Origin of the sequence: Desulfomicrobium baculatum DSM 4028 (genome assembly GCF_000023225.1) — a bacterium.
Taxonomy (GTDB): domain Bacteria; phylum Desulfobacterota; class Desulfovibrionia; order Desulfovibrionales; family Desulfomicrobiaceae; genus Desulfomicrobium; species Desulfomicrobium baculatum.
On the sequence record NC_013173.1, the window covers coordinates 602,282 to 623,776 of the forward strand.

Annotated in this window: 29 protein-coding genes; 16 read left to right on the forward strand and 13 right to left on the reverse strand. The window is 60.7% G+C overall.

All coding sequences use genetic code 11. From position 1 onward, the window contains the following. Positions 1–326 precede the first annotated feature (326 nt). The 3 genes from DBAC_RS02705 to hemC are packed head-to-tail and all read left to right on the forward strand — an operon-like array spanning position 327 to position 2,158. Entirely contained in the window at positions 327–950 is a 624-nt protein-coding gene (locus DBAC_RS02705) for a D-sedoheptulose 7-phosphate isomerase (RefSeq protein ID WP_012805730.1), read from the forward strand. Positions 951–959: 9 nt separating this feature from the next. Further along, positions 960–1,202, forward strand: coding sequence for an FmdB family zinc ribbon protein (locus DBAC_RS02710; RefSeq protein WP_012805731.1), 243 nt, complete (start codon positions 960–962; stop codon positions 1,200–1,202). 20 nt (positions 1,203–1,222) lie between these two features. Beyond that, positions 1,223–2,158 (forward strand): hydroxymethylbilane synthase, encoded by a 936-nt coding sequence (gene hemC / locus DBAC_RS02715; RefSeq protein ID WP_012805732.1) that lies wholly within the window; start codon positions 1,223–1,225, stop codon positions 2,156–2,158. Positions 2,159–2,249: 91 nt separating this feature from the next. On the opposite strand, the gene cobT is transcribed toward hemC, so the two are convergent. Continuing rightward, positions 2,250–3,308: a nicotinate-nucleotide--dimethylbenzimidazole phosphoribosyltransferase gene (cobT, locus tag DBAC_RS02720; protein WP_012805733.1), complete on the reverse strand. Its 1,059-nt coding sequence runs from the start codon at positions 3,306–3,308 to the stop codon at positions 2,250–2,252. 77 nt (positions 3,309–3,385) lie between these two features. Between cobT and DBAC_RS02725 the strand changes: the two genes are divergently transcribed. The 3 genes from DBAC_RS02725 (at position 3,386) to DBAC_RS02735 (ending at position 4,605) form a co-directional block, all read left to right on the forward strand. Further along, positions 3,386–3,832 carry a 2-thiouracil desulfurase family protein gene (locus tag DBAC_RS02725; protein WP_012805734.1) on the forward strand — a complete coding sequence of 149 codons (447 nt, stop codon included), beginning with the start codon at positions 3,386–3,388 and terminating at the stop codon, positions 3,830–3,832. A 95-nt stretch (positions 3,833–3,927) separates the two neighbouring features. Beyond that, positions 3,928–4,248 carry a PilZ domain-containing protein gene (locus DBAC_RS02730; protein WP_012805735.1) on the forward strand — a complete coding sequence of 107 codons (321 nt, stop codon included), beginning with the start codon at positions 3,928–3,930 and terminating at the stop codon, positions 4,246–4,248. 21 nt (positions 4,249–4,269) lie between these two features. After that, complete coding sequence (locus tag DBAC_RS02735) at positions 4,270–4,605, forward strand: hypothetical protein (protein ID WP_012805736.1); 336 nt, start codon at positions 4,270–4,272, stop codon at positions 4,603–4,605. Here the strand turns inward: DBAC_RS02735 and DBAC_RS02740 are convergent, their stop codons facing one another. From DBAC_RS02740 to DBAC_RS02780, 9 genes are all read right to left on the reverse strand, one after another. Further along, positions 4,606–5,688 carry a hypothetical protein gene (locus DBAC_RS02740; protein ID WP_012805737.1) on the reverse strand — a complete coding sequence of 361 codons (1,083 nt, stop codon included), beginning with the start codon at positions 5,686–5,688 and terminating at the stop codon, positions 4,606–4,608. It abuts the gene before it with no gap. A 6-nt stretch (positions 5,689–5,694) separates the two neighbouring features. Continuing rightward, positions 5,695–7,008, reverse strand: coding sequence for an ATP-dependent 6-phosphofructokinase (locus DBAC_RS02745; RefSeq protein ID WP_012805738.1), 1,314 nt, complete (start codon positions 7,006–7,008; stop codon positions 5,695–5,697). Between the two features lie 111 nt (positions 7,009–7,119). Beyond that, positions 7,120–8,034, reverse strand: a complete 915-nt coding sequence (locus DBAC_RS02750) for a TIGR01777 family oxidoreductase (RefSeq protein ID WP_012805739.1) — start codon at positions 8,032–8,034, stop codon at positions 7,120–7,122. A 21-nt stretch (positions 8,035–8,055) separates the two neighbouring features. Continuing rightward, positions 8,056–8,658: an iron-sulfur cluster assembly scaffold protein gene (locus DBAC_RS02755; RefSeq protein ID WP_012805740.1), complete on the reverse strand. Its 603-nt coding sequence runs from the start codon at positions 8,656–8,658 to the stop codon at positions 8,056–8,058. A 1-nt stretch (position 8,659) separates the two neighbouring features. Beyond that, positions 8,660–9,844, reverse strand: coding sequence for a cysteine desulfurase family protein (locus DBAC_RS02760; RefSeq protein ID WP_012805741.1), 1,185 nt, complete (start codon positions 9,842–9,844; stop codon positions 8,660–8,662). 57 nt (positions 9,845–9,901) lie between these two features. Continuing rightward, positions 9,902–10,642 (reverse strand): arginyltransferase, encoded by a 741-nt coding sequence (locus tag DBAC_RS02765; protein ID WP_012805742.1) that lies wholly within the window; start codon positions 10,640–10,642, stop codon positions 9,902–9,904. A gap of 81 nt (positions 10,643–10,723) precedes the next feature. After that, complete coding sequence (locus DBAC_RS02770; RefSeq protein WP_012805743.1) at positions 10,724–12,394, reverse strand: glutamine--tRNA ligase/YqeY domain fusion protein; 1,671 nt, start codon at positions 12,392–12,394, stop codon at positions 10,724–10,726. A gap of 25 nt (positions 12,395–12,419) precedes the next feature. Continuing rightward, the gene (locus DBAC_RS02775; RefSeq protein ID WP_012805744.1) at positions 12,420–12,992 is read right to left on the reverse strand and encodes an NUDIX hydrolase; all 573 of its coding nucleotides are present in this window, start codon (positions 12,990–12,992) and stop codon (positions 12,420–12,422) included. After that, positions 12,989–13,510 (reverse strand): nitroreductase family protein, encoded by a 522-nt coding sequence (locus DBAC_RS02780; RefSeq protein WP_012805745.1) that lies wholly within the window; start codon positions 13,508–13,510, stop codon positions 12,989–12,991. The genes DBAC_RS02775 and DBAC_RS02780 overlap by 4 nt, the downstream gene beginning before the upstream one ends. A 139-nt stretch (positions 13,511–13,649) precedes the next feature. Between DBAC_RS02780 and DBAC_RS02785 the strand changes: the two genes are divergently transcribed. From DBAC_RS02785 to DBAC_RS02830, 10 genes are all read left to right on the forward strand, one after another. Then, positions 13,650–14,093, forward strand: a complete 444-nt coding sequence (locus tag DBAC_RS02785) for a DMT family transporter (RefSeq protein WP_012805746.1) — start codon at positions 13,650–13,652, stop codon at positions 14,091–14,093. Positions 14,094–14,103: 10 nt separating this feature from the next. Further along, complete coding sequence (locus tag DBAC_RS02790; RefSeq protein WP_012805747.1) at positions 14,104–14,448, forward strand: hypothetical protein; 345 nt, start codon at positions 14,104–14,106, stop codon at positions 14,446–14,448. After that, positions 14,427–15,002: an inosine/xanthosine triphosphatase gene (gene yjjX, locus DBAC_RS02795; protein WP_143890771.1), complete on the forward strand. Its 576-nt coding sequence runs from the start codon at positions 14,427–14,429 to the stop codon at positions 15,000–15,002. Before DBAC_RS02790 ends, yjjX begins: the two co-directional genes overlap by 22 nt. A gap of 31 nt (positions 15,003–15,033) precedes the next feature. Continuing rightward, a complete protein-coding gene (locus tag DBAC_RS02800; RefSeq protein WP_012805749.1) occupies positions 15,034–15,444 on the forward strand; it encodes a hypothetical protein in 411 nt (136 codons plus the stop codon). 39 nt (positions 15,445–15,483) lie between these two features. Next, complete coding sequence (locus DBAC_RS02805; protein ID WP_012805750.1) at positions 15,484–15,933, forward strand: DUF3124 domain-containing protein; 450 nt, start codon at positions 15,484–15,486, stop codon at positions 15,931–15,933. Between the two features lie 18 nt (positions 15,934–15,951). Next, positions 15,952–16,362: a hypothetical protein gene (locus DBAC_RS02810; RefSeq protein ID WP_012805751.1), complete on the forward strand. Its 411-nt coding sequence runs from the start codon at positions 15,952–15,954 to the stop codon at positions 16,360–16,362. Positions 16,363–16,433: 71 nt separating this feature from the next. Next, positions 16,434–16,940: a cold shock domain-containing protein gene (locus DBAC_RS02815; RefSeq protein ID WP_012805752.1), complete on the forward strand. Its 507-nt coding sequence runs from the start codon at positions 16,434–16,436 to the stop codon at positions 16,938–16,940. A gap of 50 nt (positions 16,941–16,990) precedes the next feature. Next, on the forward strand, positions 16,991–17,956 hold the full coding sequence (locus DBAC_RS02820; protein WP_012805753.1) for a glucokinase: 966 nt from the start codon (positions 16,991–16,993) through the stop codon (positions 17,954–17,956). A 128-nt stretch (positions 17,957–18,084) separates the two neighbouring features. Beyond that, entirely contained in the window at positions 18,085–19,035 is a 951-nt protein-coding gene (locus tag DBAC_RS02825; RefSeq protein ID WP_012805754.1) for a hypothetical protein, read from the forward strand. A gap of 32 nt (positions 19,036–19,067) precedes the next feature. After that, positions 19,068–19,319, forward strand: a complete 252-nt coding sequence (locus tag DBAC_RS02830; protein ID WP_012805755.1) for a hypothetical protein — start codon at positions 19,068–19,070, stop codon at positions 19,317–19,319. Positions 19,320–19,411: 92 nt separating this feature from the next. On the opposite strand, the gene DBAC_RS02835 is transcribed toward DBAC_RS02830, so the two are convergent. From DBAC_RS02835 to DBAC_RS02845, 3 genes are read right to left on the reverse strand one after another with little or no spacing between them, the layout of a single operon-like run. Next, entirely contained in the window at positions 19,412–19,696 is a 285-nt protein-coding gene (locus DBAC_RS02835) for a helix-turn-helix domain-containing protein (RefSeq protein WP_012805756.1), read from the reverse strand. After that, on the reverse strand, positions 19,693–20,001 hold the full coding sequence (locus tag DBAC_RS02840) for a type II toxin-antitoxin system RelE/ParE family toxin (protein ID WP_012805757.1): 309 nt from the start codon (positions 19,999–20,001) through the stop codon (positions 19,693–19,695). The genes DBAC_RS02835 and DBAC_RS02840 overlap by 4 nt, the downstream gene beginning before the upstream one ends. A 42-nt stretch (positions 20,002–20,043) precedes the next feature. After that, complete coding sequence (locus DBAC_RS02845) at positions 20,044–21,321, reverse strand: ATP-binding protein (RefSeq protein WP_012805758.1); 1,278 nt, start codon at positions 21,319–21,321, stop codon at positions 20,044–20,046. Between the last annotated feature and the right edge of the window lie 174 nt (positions 21,322–21,495).

Consider the following 21,495-nt stretch of genomic DNA (forward strand, 5'->3'; position numbering starts at 1 on the left):
CCCTCGCGAAAGAACTCCGTGATTCAGCACCTTTAGCCCTGAGTTGATTGTGCAATCATTATGCCTGGATTGCACGGAGAGGGGATGCCGTCCTTGAACGTGCGCCGGAGTTTGACAATTCGGATAGAGAGGTATTTCCGGGAGAGGATTTATGGGCATTTACGTAGGGGTAGGATGTCGAAATTGTCAAAAAGAGGAGACACTCCGAGCTGCAAATTCACATATTTGTAGAATTGCTCGGGTCGGGAACGAGGAAGAAAACCTTGCCAAAGGCCGGGGGGGGACTTAGAAACCATGGTCCTGTTCAAAGAGCACGGGAGGTGTCCATGACGGAGCGGGTGCACAAGATCATAACGGACCATGCGCATGACGGCGCGGCGCTGCGAAAGACTTTTTTTGCCGACAACGCTCCGCAGGTGGCCGAAGTGGCGCGGGCCATGGCGCTGAGCCTTGCGGCCGGCGGCAAGATCCTTTTTTGCGGCAATGGCGGCAGCGCCGCCGATGCGCAGCATTTCGCAGCCGAGCTGGTCAACCGCTTCATGATGGAGCGGCCGCCTCTGCCGGCCATCGCCCTGACTACGGACACATCGGCCCTGACCGCCATCGGCAACGACTATTCGTTCGATCAGATTTTCAGCAAGCAGGTCCAGGCTCTGGGGCGGCCAGGGGACGTCTTGATCGGCATCTCCACCTCGGGCCGGAGCGCCAACGTCAACGAGGCGCTCCGCGTGGGACTGGAGAACGGACTGGTCACGGTCGGGCTTGGTGGAGGCAGCGGTGGAGCCATGATTGCCCATTGTCATCACACCCTCATCGTGCCGGACACGAGGACGCCGCTGGTCCAGGAGATTCATGGCGCCATCGGCCACCTCCTGTGCGGCCTGGTGGATTATTATCTGTTTGAAGCGGTTGCGGAGCTCGAGCCTTTTCTGGGTTCGGAGCAACCATAAGGAGGAAACATGCCCATCTTCGAATATGTCTGCAATTCCTGCCACAAGGAATTCGAGGAAATCGTTCTCGGCGGGGAGCAACCCGTCTGTCCGGCCTGCGGCGCCAATGACACGACCAAGCTCATCTCGCGTGGCGTGTTCCGGACCGGAGGCCCCATCGTCATGGGCTCGCCCTCTGCCAGCGCCATCACCACCAGAGGCAAGAGCGGTTGCGGCAGCTGTGCCGGCGGTAATTGTTCCAGCTGCGGCTAAAATGTAAGGATTTATTTTTGATGAACACCATTCGCATCGCTACCCGGGGCAGCAAGCTGGCCCTGTGGCAGGCGCATCACATTTCAGGCCTGCTTCGCGCCCAGTATCCGGGCATGACCGTCGAACTGAACATTATAAAGACCAAGGGCGACAAGATCCTGGACGTGCCCCTGGCCAAGATCGGCGGCAAGGGCCTTTTCGTGAAGGAGATCGAGGAAGCCCTCCTGGCGGACGAGGCCGATATCGCCGTGCATTCCATGAAGGACGTGCCTGCCCAGCTGCCTGAAGGCCTCAAGCTCGGCATCATCCCGGAACGCGAGCAGCCCACCGACTCCTTCCTGAGCGTCAACTATCCCGACATCGCGTCGCTGCCGGCCGGAGCCCGGGTCGGGACGAGCAGTCTGCGTCGTCAGACCCAGCTCATGGGGTTGCGACGGGATCTGTGCATCCTCTCCCTGCGCGGCAATCTGGACACGCGGGTGGGCAAGCTCATGGCCGGAGAATTCGACGCCATCATCGTGGCCACGGCGGGCATGAACCGTCTTGAACTTTCCGCCCCGCACATGCAGGAACTGGCACCGCCCATGTTCTATCCGGCCGTGGCCCAGGGGGCGCTTGGCATCGAATACCGCGCCGACCGTCCGCAGCTGGACGAGCTGCTGGCCTTTTTGGACCATGCGCCCTCAAAGATCTGCGTAGAAGCGGAGCGGTCCTTTCTCTTCGGCCTGGACGGAGGCTGCCAGGTGCCCATCGCCGGGTATGCGACCCTCAGCGGCACCGAGATCACCCTCACGGGCCTGGTTGCCGATCTTTGCGGCGAGCGGGTCATTCGTCGGCAGGCCACGGCTTTGTCCCATGCGGCCGTCGAGCTTGGCGCCCAAGTGGCCAAGGCCGTGCTGGCCGATGGCGGCAAGGAAATTCTGGACGAGGTCTACCGGAGCGGCGCTGCGGTCTGAGGCGGACCTTGGCTTATCTTGCAACGTAAAAGGGCAGGCGGTTTCTCCGCCCGCCCTTTTGACATTTTGGCCCGGGCTCTTGCGGCCCTTTTTATTCGCCGCTGTTTACGCCCGCGGCTGAGAACGTGGCCATATCGGTGTAGAGATTGGCCGCGCTGCGCAGGATGAAAATGGCCATGGCCGCGCCGGTGCCTTCTCCGAGGCGCAGGCCCAGGTGCAGGAGGGGAGTTGCATCGAGGCGGTTCATGACGGCGGCGAACCCGGGTTCTGCCGAAGCATGGGAAAAGAATGCGTACTCGGCCACGAGCGGGCAGATGGCGCGGGCCGCCACATAGGCGCTGGAAGAGATGAAACCGTCGATGACCAGAGGCATGCCCAGGCTCGCGCCACCCAGGATCATCCCGGCCAGGGTTGCGATTTCAAACCCTCCGAGGCAGGCCAGGATGTCCAGTGGGTCGGCCTTGGCGATCGTCGGTTCATGCAGGGCCAGGGCTTTCTCGATGACCGCGATTTTGTGGCGCACGCCATCGGCCCCAAGCCCCGTGCCGGGGCCGGTGATGGCTGCCGGGGCCAGGTTCAGATAGGCGCAGAAGAGGGCTGTGGCCGGGGTCGTGTTGGCGATGCCCATCTCGCCGCTGCCGAGGGTCACGATGCCCTCCGCATGGGCGGCTTTGGCCAGGGCGATTCCGTTTTCAAGGGCGCGTACGCATTCCTCGCGGCTCATGGCCGCCTCTGTGCTCAGGTCTTTGGTGCCGGGCGCGACCTTGCACTGGACAAGGGCCGGATGATCGGGGAATTTGCCGCCCAGGCAACCGGCATCCACGACCTTGAGGTCCACTCCGGCGGTGCGGGTCAGGACGTTGATAGCCGCGCCGTTCATGACGAAATTGGCGACCATCTGCCGCGTCACTTCCTGGGGGAAGAGGCTCACGCCCTGGGCCGCCACCCCGTGGTCCCCGGCGCAGGTGTAGATGCGGGCCGGGTCGACCCTGGGCGCTTCCCCGCCTGCCATGGCCACCAGCCTGCAGGCGACCTGTTCCAGGACGCCGAGGCTGCCTTTGGGTTTAGTCTGGGAATCCAGGTGGGCCTGAGCTTGGGCGAAATACGCGCGGTCAAGGGGGCGGATCTGGGCGATGGTGGACTGGAGCATGAATATGAACCCTCCGGAATTTCACGTTATTTTAATGCGAATTATCGCGTTCAAAGGGCTACAGGATGGGGAAAACGATGACAAGAACGGATTTGAAGGTCTGCGGGCCGATATTGGTCAGCGCCTGTCTGCTGGGAATCTATTGCCGCTATGACGGGCGGTGCGAGACGGACGAGAGGGTCATGGCCTTATCAAAGGACCATGTCCTGATCCCTGTCTGTCCGGAGCAGTTGGGCGGCCTGCCCACGCCCCGTTCGGCCGTGGAGTTGCTTGATGGCCGGGCCGTGACCAGGGACGGAGCGGATCTGACCGAGGCCTTCGAGCGCGGGGTCCAGCAGGTTCTGCGCGTGGCCCGTCTGACCGGAGCCCGGGCGGCCGTGCTGCAACCGCGTTCGCCGAGTTGCGGGCGCGGAATCATCTACGACGGCACCTTTTCCGGCACGCGCATCGAGGGTGATGGCGCCTTGACGCAGTGTCTGAGGGCGCAGGAGTTTTTGCTGCTCGCGCCGGACGAACTGGGCTGATCGCGCCGGACGAACTGGGCTGATCGCGCCCTTTTCTTTTTTTACGGATGAGTTAATAGCTTAGGTGATTCATCCGAAAGATTGAGGAGGGGGCGATGACAAACAAGGCAAACAGGCGAGAATTCACGCGCCAGCGAAAAGAACTCAAGGTGCGTTTCAGTCTGCTCGGCAGCGAAGAATATAGCGAGGCCCGGCTGGTGGATATGGGCGAAGGCGGATTGTGCATGGAGGCCAGCGCCCCGATCAAGACCGGGACCAGGATTTATGTCCAGCTTTTGAACATTCATCCGGAAGTTTCGGGACTGGCCGCGCACAGGAGTTCCCAGGGCAGGGTGTGTTGGACAAGGGATCTGGGCTATAAGGAACAAACCCGTTTCGGGATCGGGGTGCAGTACACGCATCCTGTCTGTCACTGATGAACGTAAGCAGGAAGAAGCATGTCCGCATTTGAACAGGAGCTGGAAGCGACCGGGGAATTGTTGAAGAACGTGAAGGTTACCAAGGAGTTGGCCCGGGCCTACGCACGATCCCTGGCCTGGTTTCGGGAAAAGCGGGCAGAGCTTGAAGCGGCTGGCTGGAGAGTCGACGAATTGTACCGCATCGGGACCTTGGCTTTTCCCTATTCAGAGTGGGGACCGGGTTGGATGACCTTGTGGAACAATGATAAATGTTCGCCCCGGCTAGGCCGCCGGGGCGAGATAGAGTTCGTTCTGCACGAGGCAGGAGGAGAAGTGGTTCAGTCCTGCCGCCTCGACAAGAGTTTTTTGTCCTGATTATTGCCCTTCGCTTAGGGTGCCGTTGTCCGTAATCACCTGCTCCACCTCCGGCTGGGGCTCGAGGGAACGCTCGTGCACCGCCTCCGCCGTCCTGACCAGGAGTTCTCCGGCCTTGGCCAGGCTCCCCAGTCCACTCGGATCCTCCAGGCTGCGCCGATAGACCCATTGCGCCAGATAGATCAGCTCCGACGCGTCCATGCCCTGCGGGTTCGAAGCGCTGACGATGGCTTGCAGGAGACGCTGGCGCGAGATCTCGCGGGTCTGGATGGTGGTCTTGATGCGGGCGCTGGCCTCGTTTTTGGCCGAGATGGACGCCTCCTGCCCGTGCAAATTCCAGAACGCCAGATGCGCCTGACTGACACTCTCCATATCTTCAAGATATTTCGTCACCAAAAGCCGGATCGAGTCTGTTCTGGCCAGGGAGGAGACGGTCTTGCCGATGGTCTTCAGCCGCGCGGCCAAAAGAGTCAGCATCTCTTTGCGCTGCGCCTCGCTGACCACGGACATCTGTCCGGAAGGCAGGAGATAGGTGGTCGACTGCAGGGCCCGCTCCAGGCTGTCCAGAAAGAGCGGCGTGTATGCAGCGTGCAGAAAATCAAGCACCGGCTCCTTGAGCACATGCGAAAAGACGACCTTGCGCGCTCCGAGAGTGTCGGCCGGATCGACGTTTAATCCATTGAAATCGACTCCGTAGCGGATGTTCACGGACTTGACGTTGAGGTCGAACCGGCCCTCGGATCCGGGATTTTTCTTGGTCCCGCCCGGCAGGTAGCGGTCGACCAGATAGCCGCTCAGGTCCTCCACGAAATCATGGCGCACGATATCGTCGGCCGGGAAGGCAGGCCGGGTGCCGTTGCCTTCCGCGGTGGCGTTGCCGGCAGTGGCGTTAGTCCCGTTTTCGGGCATGGTCGCGTTGGGGAGGCTCGGAATGGCCGGAGCCGGCTGGCCTGTGCCGACCTGCCAGCGCTGCGGAGCCACTTCCGTGGCGACCGGTTTGGGGAAAAAACGATCGCGGTTCTGCATGAACCAGTAACCGCCTGCCAGAGCCAGAATGAAAGCGATGGCGAGAATACGTTTCATGAGCTTCTATGCCTGTTTGGCGCAGTTAAACATGGCTTGGGGTTGTCCGGTGGATTCCATGACTGATCTCCAGTAGTTGGAGAAGATATTGAGCTTGCGGCGCTTGGCGATGACCAGTTCCAGGGGCAGGTAGAGGTAGCGCTCCTGCAGCTTGGAGACGACCATCCCGGTCTTGCCGGCCATGGCCGCGTGCACGGCGTGCTGGCCCAGGAAGCCGCAGTAGATGCGGTCGTTGGAGTTGGCCGGGATGGAGCGGATGATGTAGCTGGGGTCGATGTATTTGAGGGTGTAGGGAAAATCCGTGGCCGCGAAGAATTTCTTGATCTCCGAACGCAGCACGTCGCAGATGTCGCCCAGGATGGGATTGCCCGAAAGATCGACCTGATTGTCGATGTGGCACAGGTCCTGCCCAGCTCCCTCGGCCACGACGATGACCGCGTGCTGGCGCTGCTCCAGGCGGGTCTTGAGCTGGGCCAGAAATCCTTCCGGGCCGTGCAGTTCAAAAGGCGCTTCGGGGACCAGCACGAAATTGACCTCTTTCAAGGCCAGGCTTGCCTGGGCCGCGATGAAGCCCGACTCGCGGCCCATGAGCTTGACCATGCCGATGCCGGCGGGCGCCCCCAAAGCCTCGATGTGGGCGCAGCGGATGGCCTCGGTGGCCTTTTCGACGGCCGTGTCGAAGCCGAACGAGCGGGTCACGAAGTTGATGTCGTTGTCGATGGTCTTGGGGATGCCGATGACCGAGATCTTCAGCCCGCGTCGCAGCACCTCCTTGGTTACCGTACTGGCGGCCTTCATGGTGCCGTCGCCGCCGATCATGAACAGGACCGAGATGTTCATGCGCTCCAGCGCGTCCACGATCTCCTCCGGGGCTTGCGGCCCGCGCGAGGAGGACAGGATCGTGCCGCCGAATTCATGGATGTCGCTGACGCTGTCCGGGGTCAGTTCCATGACATCGTGCTTGTATTTGGGGATGAAGCCCTGCAGGCCGTAGCGGATGCCGTAGATTCCGGAGATGTGGTAGTTGTGGTGGGCGCTCATGACGATGGCCCTGATCACGTCGTTGATGCCCGGACACAGGCCGCCGCAGGTCACGATGGCGCATTTGGTCTTGGGCGGGTCGAAATAGATTTTCTGCCTTGGTCCCGCCTCCTCGAATTCACAGACGGTGTTTGACGTCGCGCCGTCGAGGATTTCGCTGGAGAGATAGAGGGGCATCTTGATAGCGTCGTCGATATGGTGGCAGTAGGGCAAGGGATTGTCGACCTTGCATGGGCCAAGGGTTGTGACGGAAGTATCGAGGCGTGGCGCGTTGCCCATTGCGTCTCCATGAGGTTGCGATCTTGAAAAAAGGAGCTGGAATGAAAAAAGCTTCCTGTTTGTTAAGCCAGGGAGGCCTAAAAAACAAGAAGCGTGGCGAGTTGTAATAAATCAGGCGGAGCGGGCGGCCTTGAATGCGGGCACGATGTGGGCCAGGGCAGCGTCGATGTCCGGGTAGTCGAAGGCAAAGCCCAGACTTTTCAACGCCTCGGGGTGGCAGCGCTGACCGGTCAGGAGCATGCCGGCCGCTTCGCCCAGAACCAGGCGCAGCGCAAAGGCCGGCACCGGCAGGATGGCGCGGCGGCCCAGAGCCTGCGCCAGGGCCTGCGTGAAGCGGGCATTGGTGACGGGCCCCGGGGCGCAGGCGTTGAACGGGCCAGAGGCTGCCGGCGTTTCGAGCAAAAAGCTCATGACCCTGGTCAGATCATCTATGTGTATCCACGAGAACCACTGCCGCCCATTGCCGATCCTGCCTCCAAGCCCCAGGGAGAAGGGTGTCATCATCTTGGCCAGCGCGCCGCCATGGCCAAGAACGACCGAGATGCGCGGGATGACAACCCGATGTCCAAATTCCTGGGCATGCAGGGCCTCGGCCTGCCAGGCTTTGCAGACCTCGGCCAGAAAACCGTTGCCGCGCGGGGTTTCCTCGGTGCAGACGCTGTCCCCGCCGTCGCCGTAAAAGCCTATGGCGTTGGCGCAGAGCAGGGTCTTTCCCGTGGTGCGGGCCAGAGCGTCGACAATGTGCCGCGTGCTCAGGATTCTGGACTGCAGGATGCCTTCCTTCCCGGCCTTGTTCCAGCGGGTCATGACCGGGCTACCGGCCAGGTTGACCACCGCGTCGTGGTCGCCGACCAGGTCCTGCCAGGGCCCCGGCGTGACCGGGTCGGCTTTTACGACAGGCACCTCGGGGGAGAATCTCGTCTTTCCGGAACGGGCGACCACGGTAACCTCGTGGCCGCGCTCTCGGAGATGAGGCACAAGATGAGCGCCTACGAAACCGGTTGCGCCGAAGGCCAGAATTTTCATGATCGCCCTCCCCCGAGCCGTCTACAGCCCGAAATGCTTCTGGATATAGCCCGTCATGACGTTCTGCGCCTCTTCCTTGCATTCGCCGCAGTCCGTGCCGATCTTGGTCATCTCCTGCAGTTCGAGAAAGCTCCTGGCCCCGTCGAGTACCGCGTGCTCGATATCCTCGTCCGTGACCTGCATGCACTGGCAGACGACTTTCGCGCCCTTGGTCCTTACGCGGTCTTCCATGCCGTTCTTGCGGTAATAGTCGTCGATGGCTGCCCGCAGCGCCTTGTCGCCAAGCACCGAGCAGTGCACCTTGTTGTCGGGCAGGCCGTCCAGCTCTTTCAAGATGTCCTTGGCGGTGATGGCATAGGCCTGGTCCAGGGTCATGCCGATGACCATCTCGGAGAGGATGGAGGTGCTGGCGATGGCGCTGGCGCAGCCGTACGTACGCCATTTGCAGTCGGTGATGGTCAGCGTGTCCGGGTCGACTTTTATGTAGACGATCATCTCGTCGCCGCACTTGATGTTGCCCGTCTGTCCAATGCCGTGGAAGTCCGCCTCGTTGTCCTCGCGCAGGATGTTGCGCGGGTTCATGAAGTGGTCCTTCACCTTGTCCGAATAGGTCCATTTTGCCATGTTATTTTCTCCTGTACGCACTGGACATGGTCCTGATGCGGTCGATGATGGGAGGAAGGTGGTGGAGCATGTAGTGCACGTCTTCCAGGGTGTTCTCCCGGCCCAGGCTGATGCGCACGGAGCCGTGAGCGTTCTCCACCGGCACGCCGGTGGCCATGATGACATGGGACGGGTCAAGAGAGCCCGATGCGCAGGCCGAGCCCGTGGATACGGCGATTCCGGCCAGGTCGAGGTACAGCAGGATGGCTTCTCCCTCAGCCCCGGCAAAGGAGACGCTCAGCGTGCCCGGGAGGCTGTGCTCGGGGTGTCCCATGAAGAGCGTGTCGGGAATGGCTTTGGCGATGCCGTCCTTTAAAATGTTCTTGAGTTCGAGCAGACGCTTTTCCTCTTCTTCCATCTCCAGGCCGCGCAGCTCGATCGCCTTGCCCATGCCGATGATGCCCAGGGAATTTTCCGTGCCCGCGCGGCGGCCGTGCTCCTGGTGCCCGCCGAGAATGAGGGGGCAGTAGGGGGCGCCTTTTTTGACGTACAAGGCGCCGATGCCCTTGGGTCCGTAAAGCTTGTGGGCGGAAATGGTCAGAAAGTCCACGTCCAGGTCGCGCACGTCCACCGGTATCTTGCCTACCGCCTGCACCGCGTCGGTGTGGAACAGGGCTCCGCCTTCATGGGCGATGCGCGCTGCGGCCTTGATGTCCTGGATGGTGCCGATCTCGTTGTTGGCCATCATGTTGGAGACCATGCCGATCTTGTCCGTCACGGCCCGGCGCAGTTCTTCGAGGTCGATGCGACCGTATTTGTCCACGGGCAGATAGGTCACTTCGTGACGTTTGCGCCCCAGATCGCGGGCGGTGTTCAGCACGCAGGGATGCTCGATGGCCGTGGTCACAAGGCCGCTGCGGCCACTCAAAGCGCACGAGCAGCGCGTGCTGTCGCAATGCAGCAGGGACAGCACGGTGTTGTTTGCCTCGGAGCCGCTGCCGACAAAAAGGATTTCATCAGCGTCGGCACCGATGAAAGACGCGACTTTTTCCCGCGCCTCCTCGATTTTTTCCCGCGCTTCACGGCCAAAGCCGTGCATGCTGGAAGGGTTTCCAAATATTTCGAGGCCCTCGATCAGGGCTTCTTTCACGCCCGGATGCAGGGGGGTGGTGGCATTATTGTCAAAATAAACGGTTCTATTTTCCATGGCGGCTCCTTGTTTCGCAAAATTACGATGAGATTTTAATCCCTAATTCGGACCTGTCTACCCCGAGAATGGATGCAGGATGCCCGGAGACGGCGATTCCGGTTCTTTGCCGGCCTCACGCCAGAGCCCGTCTTCCCAGCTGAACACCTGGTGCGGATTGAATCCGGCCTTGTAGGCCATGCGCTCGCATCCCGGCACGACATAACCGAGGTAGTAGTGGGAAAGCCCTCTTTTTTTCGTCTCCTCGATCTCGCGCAGTACGCTGAAGATGCCGGGGCTCAAGGGCGACGCCGCAGGATCGAAGACGAAATAGACGGAACTCAGTCCATCGCTGCCAACGTCCAGATATCCGGCCCCCAGCAAGCGTCCGTTTTCCTCGTAGCGGGCAAGCAGGTTCGGGCAGGGCGAGGAATGCAGGTTGGCGATGAATTCGTCGAAGCTGCTTTCTTGTCCGAAACGAACCTGGGAATGTGTATGATACAGGTCAAAAAGTTCCTTTTCGTAGCGAACCGGGCCAAAGCTGACGCGCAGATGGCTGCAGCGGCGCAGCACGCGCTTCTGTCCGCGGCTGGGCAGGAAGCGCCGCACGGGCACGCGCAGGGGGGTGCAGGCCCTGCAATCCGGGCAGGCCGGACGAAAGAAATAATGGCCGAACTTGCGCCAGCCTCGGGACAGGAACCAGGAAAGCTCGATGTTATTCAAGCCGTCGGCAAAAAAAAAGGAATAAACCAGCGTCCTGTCCGGCAGGTAGGGGCAGGGAGCGGGGGCCGAAAATTCAGGTTGAGAGTAAAGAATCATAAACCCGCCCCCAAGCTCCTCGCGGACAAAGGAAAAGAGGGCCGACCCGGTCGGTTCCGCCCGGCCCTGCCCATCGTCAGCCTATTTTGTCACTTTGGCCCAGGAATCGCGCAGCGTGACGGTCCTGTTGAAAACCGGCCGATCCGGTTCGTGGTCGTGGCGGTCCGCGCAGAAAAAGCCTTGCCGCTCGAACTGGAAGCGGGCCTCGGGCGAGGCCTGGGTCAGGGATTTTTCCACCTTGCAGTCGGTCAGGACTTCCAGGGAGGACGCGTTGATCTGGGTCAGGAAGTCAGCTTCCTTGCCCGGCGACTCCACCGTGAAGAGACGGTCGTAGAGGCGCACTTCGGCCTGTGCGCAGTGCCGTGCGCTGACCCAGTGCAGGGTGCCCTTGACCTTGCGGCCGTCGGGAGCGTCCCCGCCCCGGCTTTCAGGGTCGTAGGTGCAGATCACGGCCTTGATGGTCCCGTCGGATTTTTTCAGCACGTCCTGACAGGTCACCAGATAGGCTCCGCGCAGGCGCACCTCGCGGCCGGGCGAGAGACGAAAATACTTGCCGGGCGGGTTTTCCATGAAATCCTCGGCTTCGATGAAGATCTCGCGGGAAAAGCCGACCTTGCGGCTGCCCATCTCCGGGTTTTTTGGATGGTTGGCCAGCTCGAAGAATTCTTCCTTGTCCTCGGGATAGTTCTCGATGATGAGCTTCACGGGGCGCAGCACGGCCATGGCTCGGGGCGCGGCCGCGTCCAGGTTTTCGCGCACGCAGTTTTCGAGTACGCCCATGTCCACGCAGCTGTCCGAGCGGCTGACCCCTATGCGTTCGCAAAAGTCGCGCAGGGCCGCCGGCGGAAAACCCCGGCGGCGCAAGCCCGAGATGGTGGGCATGCGCGGGTCGTTCCAGCCGCCGACCACGTCGTTTTCGACCAGGGTCTTGAGCTTGCGCTTGCTGGTCACGGTATAGTTGATGTTCAGGCGGTTGAACTCATACTGCCTGGGTCGGCTGGGAACGTCGAGTTGGTCGAGGATCCAGTCGTAGAGGGGCTTGTGGTCCGCGAATTCAAGGGTGCAGATGGAGTGGGTGATGTGTTCCAGCGAATCGGACAGGCCGTGGGCGAAATCGTACATGGGGTAGATGCACCACGCATTTCCCGTGTTCTGGTGCTCCTGATGCAGGATGCGATACAGGGCCGGGTCGCGCATGTTCATGTTCGGCGAGGCCATGTCGATTTTGGCGCGCAGGATGTGCGTGCCCTCGGGAAATTCCCTGGCGCGCATGCGGGCGAAGAGGTCCAGGTTTTCCTCCACGGAGCGGTCGCGGTAGGGGCTGTTCGTGCCGGCTTCCGTCAGCGTGCCCCGGTACAGGCGCATGTCTTCAGCCGACAGCGAGCAGACGTAGGCCTTGCCCTTGGTGATCAATTCTACCGCGAAGGCGTAAAGGCGCTCGAAGTAGTCCGAGGCATGGTAGAGGTGTTCGCCCCAGTCAAAGCCCAGCCATTGCACGTCCTCCTTGATGGAGTTCACGTAGACCGGATCTTCCTTGCCCGGGTTGGTGTCGTCGAAGCGCAGGTGGCAGCGTCCGCCGTAATCGCGCGCCAGACCGAAGTTCAGGCAGATGGACTTGGCGTGGCCGATGTGCAGGAACCCGTTCGGCTCGGGTGGAAAGCGGGTGTAGACCCGGCCGTCGTTCTTGCCGTTCTTGAGGTCTTCTTCGATGATGGCGCGCAAAAAATTTGAAGGCGTGGATGGCGTGTCCATGGTGATCCTTGAATGCTGGGGATGTCTACGGGTTATGGGTCAAAGTGCTTACGGACAGCGGCATGGGTTGGCAAGTCCGCCCCTGCACATAGGCCAAGAGGGCGTCGCGGGTGCTCGGAAAGGCCAGCTTGTCCCACGGTATCTGGTCGTGCGAGAAGAGATCCAAATCCTCCGTCTCCTCGCCCGCGCTGGGTTCGGCTTTGTCCAGATGGGCGCTATAGACGATGATGACCGGCGGCCATCCGGCGTAGGAGAAGACGCCGACCAGCCCGTCCAGGGTGATGTCAAGATTCACTTCCTCGCGAATTTCGCGGATGGCGGCCAGTTCGACGGGCTCGCCTTCGTCCACATAGCCTCCGGGCAGGAGCCATTTGTGGGTGTCGTCCAGGCGCTTGCGGCGCATGAGCAGAATCTTGTCGTCGATTTCAAGGATGACGCAGGTCACGACCTTGGGGTCGAGATACACCACGCCCGAGCATTTCGAGCACACCAGGCGTGGTGGTTCGTCCGGGCGCAGGCGTTGCAGCTCCAGGGGCGCTCCGCAGGCGGGGCAGAAACGGTAGCGGTCGTGACGGATGGGACCGGCGGTTGTGGTCATGAGTAGATGTTGGTCCTGATCGTGTGATCCTTGAGGGTTTCGCGGGCGTGACCCGCGAGGGATTTGGCCGGATACCCGATGCTGATGATGGATTCAACCCGCAAATGGGGCGGAATGCGCAAAATCTCGCGCACGCGGTCCTCGGCCGTTCTTTCCTGGTCGTGGGGCCGCAGGCGGATCTGCACCCAGCAGCTGCCAAGGCCGAGGCTCTCGCACGCCAACTGCAGGATGATGGAGGCGATGGCGCAGTCCTCGATCCAGGTATCGGCCTTGTCTTCGTGACCGAGCACGACCACGCCCAGCGCCGCGTCGCGCAGAAAGTGCGCGCCGTGGGGTTTGGCCGTGGACAGGGCCTCAAGAAGGGGCTTGTCCGTGACAAAAATGAACTCCCAGGGGTCGAGCCCGCGGGATGACGGCGAGCGCAGCACGGCTTCCCGCAGCAGTTCCATGACTTCGGGTTCAAGGGCCTCAGGCGTGTAATGGCGGATGCTGCGGCGTTTGCGCAGGATTTCGAGCATGTTTTCTCTCCCCGGGACGTGTATAGGGCGCGGCCCTGACCGTTGTTGATCGCACTCCTTGATCAGTGCGGACGCATACCGTATCAAAGCCCTCATTGGGCGGCAATCGCCGAATCCTGGTGCTTTTCAAGGAGGAACAATGGATGGACTGATTCTCGTCTTGACAGCGCTGGCCGGGTGTCTCATGCCGGTCCAGCCGGCCGTGAACGCTGTTACCGCACAGATGATGAGCAGTCCGTACCTGGCCTCGTTTTTTTCTTTTCTGACCGGCACGCTGGCTTTGGGTTTTTTGTGTCTGGCTCTGCGTCTGCCTTGGCCCGACGGGAAGATCATCATGGGCCTGCCGTGGTGGGCCTGGCTGGCCGGGCCCATGGGAGCCTTTTTCGTGACCATGACCATCGTCGCCGTGCCTCGTCTGGGCGCCATGAGCGTCATGGCCCTCTTGATCGCAGGACAGATGGGCATGTCCCTGGTCATGGATCATTTCGGATGGCTTGGGATCCCGGCCCAGCCCATATCCATGTGGCGGATCCTGGGCGCGATCCTGCTTTTCACCGGCGTGGTGCTGATCCGCAAATTCTAAGGAGGTTGTCATGAAAACAGCCCTGTTCGTATTCAACGGCGACCCTATGTGCTTTATCCACGTACTCCTGAACGCACTCGATATGCACGCCGGCGGTCACGAAGCCCGCATCGTATTGGAAGGCGCGTCCGTGGCCCTGGCCCCGGCCCTGGTCAAGCCCGAACACCCCCTGTCCACACTTTTCGCCAAGGCCCGCGAAGCCGGACTGCTTGAAGGCGCGTGCAGGGCCTGCTCCGTCAAGCTCGGCGTTGCCTCCGAGATCGAAGCCGCAGGAATTGCGCTCATCGGTGACATGAGCGGTCATCCGGCCATGCGCGCCTATATGGAAGCCGGGTGGCAGGTCATCACGTTTTGACCCGGCAGAACCAAAGCGGCCTTGGCTGCGATGCTGCGCTGGTCATTCGGGTCGGTTCGCTCAATCCGGTCAAGCTCGGGGCCATCCGCGAGGTCATGCGCGTGCCCTTCCCCCTGGCCCGCTTTGTGCCTGTGCCCGCCCCTTCCGAGGTGCCGGATCAGCCCCTGGGCCTGGAAGAGACTCTGCGCGGGGCAAAGAACCGCGCCAGGAACGCTTTTGCGGATTGCGCCCTGTCCGTGGCCCTGGAATCGGGACTCATCGAAGTGCCCGGATCGAATACGGGCTACATGAATCTGACGGCCTGCGCCATTTACGACGGCCGTGAAATGTACCTGGGACTGGGCCCCGCCTTCGAACTTCCCCCGGACGTGACCCGTCTGGTGGTGGAGGATGGGCTGGAACTTGATCCGGCCGTGCGGCGGGCCGGGCTGACCGATAACGAACGCATCGGCTACGCCCAGGGCATCATCGGCATCCTGAGCGGCGGGCGCGTGACGCGCATGGACTACAGTCGCCCGGCGGTGTCCATGGCCCTGGTGCGCATGGGCCGTTGAATTTTTTTAACCATTTGCCAACGAGGAAAATATGTCCCGCTCATATCTGGTTTATCGCTGCAAGGAAGGAGAAGTGCTCAAAAAGCCCGAGGCCGTCATCGCCCTCTGGGACGAGGATTTGCCGCGTTTCTCCGAGATTCTGGACGAGGCCACTGCCTCTCGCCCTGCAAAGGCTCGCAAGCCCGGTGAATACTGGGAACTCGTGACCAAGGAAAAAGCCGACCCCTACGATTGGGACAAGGTCGTGGCGCCCGTGAAGAACAAGGAGCACGATCCGTTGGGCGACATGTGGAAGGAACGCGCCAAGATCGAGAAGCTGATCGAAGAGGGCGCGAGCCTGGAGCAGGCCCTGGACGTCATGACGCCGTTCAGCCACACTTTCCGCTACGAATCCGAGGCTCCCAAGAACCTTCTTCCCAAGATGGGTGAGATCGAATCGTAGCTCTTTTTGGGGCCGCTTCGCCCCGCCAAGGAGACACTCATGCGCTGGATCATCCTGTTTCTGCTGTTGGTCCCCCTGCCCGGATTTTGCGGCGGGCCGGTCCTGTCATCGGGGCAGCTCCTGTATGTGCCCGTGTATTCGCACATCTATACCGGGGACAAGGAGCGGCCGTTCAATCTGGCCGTGACCCTGTCCATCCGCAATACCGATCCGCGCGGTAGCCTGAGGCTGACGGCAGTGGATTATTACGACACCGATGGGCATCTGGTCCGGCACTACCTTGACGTGCCCGTGGAGATGAAACCGCTGGCCTCCCTCCGTTACGTGGTGGCCGAAAAGGACGTAAAGGGCGGCTCGGGTGCCAATTTTCTGGTGCGCTGGGAGGCCGCAGAGCCGATCAATGCTCCGGTGGTGGAGTCGGTCATGATCGGAGCCCAGTCGGGGCAGGGCATTTCCTTCACTTCCCCGTCGCGGGAAGTTCAAGAATAATCACAAAAGGGAGTACGAATGGAGAACGTGACGGCAGAGCTGGAGGCGTTTGTTTCCGGGTGGGATTCATGCGACGCCAAGGCCGCATTTCTGCTTTTCAGACAGACTCTTGAGACAGTCAACGGCGTGAACCTTGATTTCAAGGCCCGTCCGGGCATCACCTATTCCCTGCGCGGCGCGCATCCGGCGCAGCAGGGGCGGGATCTTTTCGCATTGATCGACGTCATCGACGACGATCCCGAACAGCGCTGGCTTTCGGTCTGCTTTTACGACGATCTGGTCAGCGACGAGCAGGAACTCGGAGACTGGGTTCCTGGCGGCCTTATGGGCGAGGATGCCCGTTGTTTCAACGTCGACGAAGCCGACGAGGAACTGGTGGCCTATGTGGTCGAGCGTATCCGCGAAGCCGGAGCGGGCGCGGCAAAATAAGGGTAATATTTTACATCCAAGCCGGGCACTGACCCGGCTTTTTTTATCAATCCTCAAAGTCAGAGCCAGCCATGCGATTTCACGGAGAGATTTCCGAATGGAGAGATGATCGAGGTTTTGGATTCATCACGCCGACGGGCGGTGGTACCAGAGTCTTTGTGCATATCAGCGCTTTGCAGAAAGGTCGGCGGCCGCGTGCCGGGGAAATGGTCACGTACGAAGTCGGAAACAGTGGAGACAAAGGGCCTCGCGCCCTGAATGTGAACTTCGTCAATGCATTACCGGGGCGTAGAAATGAGAGCCCCCGGAGATCCTTTTTTCCTGTCGTTGTTCTTGTACTGCTCATTGCGGCCGGAGCATATGGGGCAAGACGTTTTGTGCCATCCGATATTTTTCAGGCTATAAATATCAAGCAGCAGAGCCCACGTGCTCAAGCCTTCGCGTGTGAAGGGAAGATTTATTGCTCGGAAATGAACTCCTGCGAGGAAGCACTGTTTTATCTGGACTCTTGTCCGGGGGTGCAAATCGACGGCGACGGAGACGGCGTTCCGTGCGAGAAACAATGGTGCAATGAATGAATGCGTGTCGCAGCGCGCTGAACAGGGTCGAAAAAGCGGGAGATCAGATCATGACGCACATTCTGGCCGCGGACATCGGCGGAACCAACAGCCGCTTCGGGCATTTCGAGGTTATGAGCGGGCAGGAACCGCGGCTTCTGGAATCGTTCAGCGTCCCGACCGCTTCGGTTCAGTCCTTCGCGCACGCGCTGGAAAGGTTGCGGGAGTCCGGCTTCGGGCTTGATCCCAAGGACGCGGAGCGGATCGTTCTGGCCGTGGCCGGCGCCGTGCAGGATGGTGTCCGGTGCCGACTGACCAACGCCTCCTGGAACATTGATCTGGCCGATCCTGATGTCGTGCTGCCGCTGGACCGAACCGTTCTGATCAACGATTTCGTGGCCCAGGCTCTGGGTTGCCAGACGCGTTACGCGGCGCAGTCCGCCATGACGATCCAGGAAGGCGTGGCGCGGTTCGGAGTCGTGGCCGCTGTCGGGGCGGGGACGGGGCTTGGCCTGTGCGCCCTGGCGCCCCTGCCCGGCGGGGATTTTTTGCCCCTTCCTTCCGAAGGCGGCCACGCGCCCCTGGCGTTTGTCAGCAGACCCGAATTCGAATTTCAGGAATTTCTCCAGGCCCGAACCGGCCACTCTCATGGATTTGGGGACATCATGGTCTCGGGACCGGGGCTCTCCTTTCTGCACGAATTTTTGACCGGCAGCCGGCTGGATCCTCAAGAGGTCGCGCGCGAGATCGGCCCGGACAGCGAAACCACGCGCTGGTTCGCCCGCTTCTATGGCCGGGCCTGCCGGGCCTATGTTTTGTACGTCCTGGCTTGGGGCGGAGTAAATCTCTGTGGCGGGCTTGCGGCCAAAAATCCCTTTCTGGTCTCAAGCGAAGAATTCCTGCGCGAATTTAGGGACTGTCCGGCCTATGGATCTCTTCTGGAACACGTCCCCATCCGGCTGATCACCACTCTCGATACGGGCCTTCATGGCGCGGCCCGTCACGGGCAGATGCTCCTCAAAAAACGGGGAGAGTAGGGAACCATCCACATTTTTGTCGCGTAAGAGATGACGAAAATGTGGGGGCTTCTTTTTCTTTCACTTAAAAATCAGAGAGATATGTCTGGCATGGGATCTGCTTTGGTCTTCCGTAACAGGAGGCTGCCATGCCGCTCATCATCACGCCCTTCGGGGCCATTGACGCTCTTCCGGATACAGAATTCTTCCCCGACGGGTCCGTGCGTTCCTGCATCGCCGTTCGGGCCTGTCCGCTCATCACCCCTCTTGGGATGCTTGTTCCCCAATTCACCGCCAACACCCTGCGCAAGCGGCAGCTCCCTGCCATCTCCTTTCATCCGAACGGCATGATCCGCAATCTTCCCCTGGAAGAGCAGATTCTGGTGTGCACTCCCGTAGGTGTTCTGCCCGCCGAGCAGGTCTCGTTTTATGAAAGCGGGGCCTTGAAGCGCATCTTTCCCTTGAACGGAACCCTGAGCGGCTACTGGACTCAGGAAGACGAGGCCAAGCTGGCCACTCCCCTGACCCTGGAGACCCCTTTGGGCCCTGTCGAAACCCTGGCTATCAGCCTGTATTTCAGTCCGTCCGGAGCGTTGCGCAGCCTGACCCTGTGGCCCGACACGACTTTGGACGTACCCACTCCCTTGGGCGGCGTCGCCGCGCGGATTGGTGTGTCGTTTTTCGACAGCGGGGTGCTTCGCTCCCTGGAACCGGCGGAGCCGGTCAGCGTGGCGACGCCCGTGGGCGAGCTCCTGGCGTACGATCCCGATGCGATCGGCATCTGCGGCGACAACAATTCCCTGCGTTTTCGCGAGAACGGGTCTCTATGCGGACTGACAAGCGCTGCGCACTCTTTTGACGTGGTTCTCGAAAATGGCCGGGTCCGGCGTCTGACCCCGCCCCTGCGGCGTCATCCCTGCGATGGCGAACGCATGGAGGCAAGCCCGCTCTGCCTTGAATTCCGCCCGGGGGTGGTCAGAATTTCCTCGGCCGATCTGTCCCGGCTCTCCGCAGCCGTGGAGAGCGTCACACCATCCCGATTTTTTCTGCCTTTGCCCAGCTTGTCGCCCATGTGTTCCATGGGCGCGGGCAAGTGGTAGGCTCACACGAACCAAACCGTAAAGGAGGAATTGTGAACGTCAGTTGCCTGGAAAAAGTGGTGGAATATGCATCAATGCCCCTGCATGGGACACTCTCGCGAAAGCTCAGGAAAGGTCTCAAAATTCAGATCAATGAAGGCCGGATCTATGAAAAGTCCGTCTTGTTCCTGGGCTCGGATTTTTTGCGCGTGACCGAAAAGGAGGACGGCTTGTCCGTCAATACCTATTACGGCTGGGACGAGATAGCCTCCATCCGTACCTACAGCACGGAACCGGAGGAGTAAGACCGGGCGGGGCCGGTGCCCGGATAAGGCCGGCCCCGTAAAGGCATCGAGACAGGCATGCCTTGTCCGATGAGATGCTGGCTTTCCCGCGATTACGCCGCAGTCTTGAGCGTCACGTGCATTCCGGCTTTCGTGGCAAGAATGATCAGCATCTCAAGACTGAACTTCTCCCACTTGCCTCTGGTAAGATCGGAAACCCTGGACTGGCTGACGCCCAGTATTTCAGCCGCTTTGGCTTGGGTCAGCTTCTTCGTTTTGATGAACTTGCGAAGATCGGCCATAAGGTCTGCGCGCATTTGAAGAATTGCCGCTTCTTCGGGGGGGTAGCCGAGATCGCTGAAGATGTTTCCAGATGAATCGACGATGGACTCACTCATAGGTTGCCTCCAATTTGTTGAAGCCGCGTACGGGCCAGTTCAATATCGTTCTTGTTGGTCTTTGCCCCCTTTTTTTGAAAGGAGTGCAGCACGTAGACGGCGTCCGACAGTTTCGCCACGTAGATTACCCGCCATTCGCCCAACACATGAATCCGGATTTCCTTCACGCCGGAGCCGATCGTCGGCATGACCTTCCAATCTCGAGGCTCCACTCCGTTTTGGATTGCGCGGAGTTCGAAACCCGCAACTCTTCGGGCTTCCTCTGGAAAATTCCGAAGATCATCAGGGCTTTTGTGCTCATAAATGAATTATATAAGTTTTTATATATTTTGCAAGTCCATGCTGTACTAGCCCGCCGCCTTCCGCAATGCCGACAAAAAGCGCGAGCGCAGCTTTTCGCCCAAAAGGGCGCGTTTGACCGGGGGGAGTTTCAGGAATCCGCCGACCAGCGCGCGCATGAACTCCTGGGTGCGGCTTTCGGGGTTGTCGAAGATGAAGGTCTGGAAGGTGTCCCGTTCCAGGGCCTGGAGCATGACCCGCTCGAAGCTGTCTTCGGGGTGATACACTTTTTGCGGGCGGGACTGGAGCGTGATCGCGCCGGTGGGGCATTTCAGGGCGCAGACCCCGCAGCCCAGGCAATGCTCCTTCATGTCCGCCAGCTTTTTTGGCTTCCGGGCGTCCTGTCCGGAAATCTTCTCGACGCTCACGGCGTTCACGGGGCAGGCCTTGGCGCACAGGCCGCAGCCCGTGCATAGCGTTTCGTCCACCACGGCCACCACGCTGGCCGTGACCAGGATGCCCGTGTAGCCGGTTTCGCGCACGCCCTGCAGCAGATTGCAGCAGCAGCCGCAGCAATGGCAGATGAAGCCCGCGTCCTTGCGCACATTGTCGGCGGACAGGGTCAGGCCCTGGTCGCGGGAGCGGGCCAGGATGTCGCGCATCTGCATTTTGTCGATGGGTTTTGCGAAGCCGTTGCGGATCAGAAAGCGCGCCCCGGTGCCCATGGAGGTGCAGGTGTCCATGGGCGTTCGGCAGGGTGCGTGCCCGAGATGGTGCTTCTCATGACGGCAGGAGCACAGGCCCAGCGAGAATTCCGTCTGCTCCTCGATGAGGGCCGAGGCCTTCTCGTAATCCAGGATCTCCACATGCTCGCCCAGGGCTTCCTCGTGGGGCAGGGCGCGCATGACCGAGGTGGTTTGTCCGTTCCCGAAATTGGCGTGCAAAAAATCCTTCTCACCGAACATGTAGGCCTGGAAAAGCTCGGCCCAGCGGGCCCGGGGCAGGTTCGGTCCGGTGCGCATCATGGTGAACTCGAAGAAGCCGATAACGATGGGGCTGACCATGTATTGGTATTTCTCGCCGTCCCAGATATCGATGACCAGACCCTTGGCGCAGAGCCCTTCGATCATGGGCTGCAGGGAGTCTTGCGTATCGCCCAGCATGGCCGAGATGCGCCCCAGGGTCGACGGGCGATAGGGCAGGCGTGCGACCAGTTCGGCCTCGGGCCGGGAATACAGCTCTTCCACCAATTGTCTGAAGACATCTGTCCATGGGGTGCGTACCGGGGCCTGATCAAGGCGGCGTCCGAGTTTGCGGTAGATGTCCTTGCTTGCGATGTGTCCCATGATGGTCCTTGATTGCGCGTTTGATGGCCGATGATTCCCCGGCTCATTTGGAATTGCAAGTACGAATCCACTCTTTTGCGTCCCGTGCCGTTGACAAGATCATCAGACTGGTCCAGAGATTGGTCCTACCAATTTTGCGGGGGTTCGAACGCGGCATGTCCTGCACGGCCTCCA

Excerpts from the sequence above, each read along its gene's own strand:
- DBAC_RS02705 (WP_012805730.1), top strand. The coding sequence starts at position 327 with ATGACGGAGCGGGTGCACAAGATCATAACGGACCATGCGCATGACGGC.
- DBAC_RS02710 (WP_012805731.1), top strand. The coding sequence starts at position 960 with ATGCCCATCTTCGAATATGTCTGCAATTCCTGCCACAAGGAATTCGAG.
- hemC (WP_012805732.1), top strand. The coding sequence starts at position 1,223 with ATGAACACCATTCGCATCGCTACCCGGGGCAGCAAGCTGGCCCTGTGG.
- cobT (WP_012805733.1), bottom strand. The coding sequence starts at position 3,308 with ATGCTCCAGTCCACCATCGCCCAGATCCGCCCCCTTGACCGCGCGTAT.
- DBAC_RS02725 (WP_012805734.1), top strand. The coding sequence starts at position 3,386 with ATGACAAGAACGGATTTGAAGGTCTGCGGGCCGATATTGGTCAGCGCC.
- DBAC_RS02730 (WP_012805735.1), top strand. The coding sequence starts at position 3,928 with ATGACAAACAAGGCAAACAGGCGAGAATTCACGCGCCAGCGAAAAGAA.
- DBAC_RS02735 (WP_012805736.1), top strand. The coding sequence starts at position 4,270 with ATGTCCGCATTTGAACAGGAGCTGGAAGCGACCGGGGAATTGTTGAAG.
- DBAC_RS02740 (WP_012805737.1), bottom strand. The coding sequence starts at position 5,688 with ATGAAACGTATTCTCGCCATCGCTTTCATTCTGGCTCTGGCAGGCGGT.
- DBAC_RS02745 (WP_012805738.1), bottom strand. The coding sequence starts at position 7,008 with ATGGGCAACGCGCCACGCCTCGATACTTCCGTCACAACCCTTGGCCCA.
- DBAC_RS02750 (WP_012805739.1), bottom strand. The coding sequence starts at position 8,034 with ATGAAAATTCTGGCCTTCGGCGCAACCGGTTTCGTAGGCGCTCATCTT.
- DBAC_RS02755 (WP_012805740.1), bottom strand. The coding sequence starts at position 8,658 with ATGGCAAAATGGACCTATTCGGACAAGGTGAAGGACCACTTCATGAAC.
- DBAC_RS02760 (WP_012805741.1), bottom strand. The coding sequence starts at position 9,844 with ATGGAAAATAGAACCGTTTATTTTGACAATAATGCCACCACCCCCCTG.
- DBAC_RS02765 (WP_012805742.1), bottom strand. The coding sequence starts at position 10,642 with ATGATTCTTTACTCTCAACCTGAATTTTCGGCCCCCGCTCCCTGCCCC.
- DBAC_RS02770 (WP_012805743.1), bottom strand. The coding sequence starts at position 12,394 with ATGGACACGCCATCCACGCCTTCAAATTTTTTGCGCGCCATCATCGAA.
- DBAC_RS02775 (WP_012805744.1), bottom strand. The coding sequence starts at position 12,992 with ATGACCACAACCGCCGGTCCCATCCGTCACGACCGCTACCGTTTCTGC.
- DBAC_RS02780 (WP_012805745.1), bottom strand. The coding sequence starts at position 13,510 with ATGCTCGAAATCCTGCGCAAACGCCGCAGCATCCGCCATTACACGCCT.
- DBAC_RS02785 (WP_012805746.1), top strand. The coding sequence starts at position 13,650 with ATGGATGGACTGATTCTCGTCTTGACAGCGCTGGCCGGGTGTCTCATG.
- DBAC_RS02790 (WP_012805747.1), top strand. The coding sequence starts at position 14,104 with ATGAAAACAGCCCTGTTCGTATTCAACGGCGACCCTATGTGCTTTATC.
- DBAC_RS02800 (WP_012805749.1), top strand. The coding sequence starts at position 15,034 with ATGTCCCGCTCATATCTGGTTTATCGCTGCAAGGAAGGAGAAGTGCTC.
- DBAC_RS02805 (WP_012805750.1), top strand. The coding sequence starts at position 15,484 with ATGCGCTGGATCATCCTGTTTCTGCTGTTGGTCCCCCTGCCCGGATTT.
- DBAC_RS02810 (WP_012805751.1), top strand. The coding sequence starts at position 15,952 with ATGGAGAACGTGACGGCAGAGCTGGAGGCGTTTGTTTCCGGGTGGGAT.
- DBAC_RS02815 (WP_012805752.1), top strand. The coding sequence starts at position 16,434 with ATGCGATTTCACGGAGAGATTTCCGAATGGAGAGATGATCGAGGTTTT.
- DBAC_RS02820 (WP_012805753.1), top strand. The coding sequence starts at position 16,991 with ATGACGCACATTCTGGCCGCGGACATCGGCGGAACCAACAGCCGCTTC.
- DBAC_RS02825 (WP_012805754.1), top strand. The coding sequence starts at position 18,085 with ATGCCGCTCATCATCACGCCCTTCGGGGCCATTGACGCTCTTCCGGAT.
- DBAC_RS02835 (WP_012805756.1), bottom strand. The coding sequence starts at position 19,696 with ATGAGTGAGTCCATCGTCGATTCATCTGGAAACATCTTCAGCGATCTC.
- DBAC_RS02845 (WP_012805758.1), bottom strand. The coding sequence starts at position 21,321 with ATGGGACACATCGCAAGCAAGGACATCTACCGCAAACTCGGACGCCGC.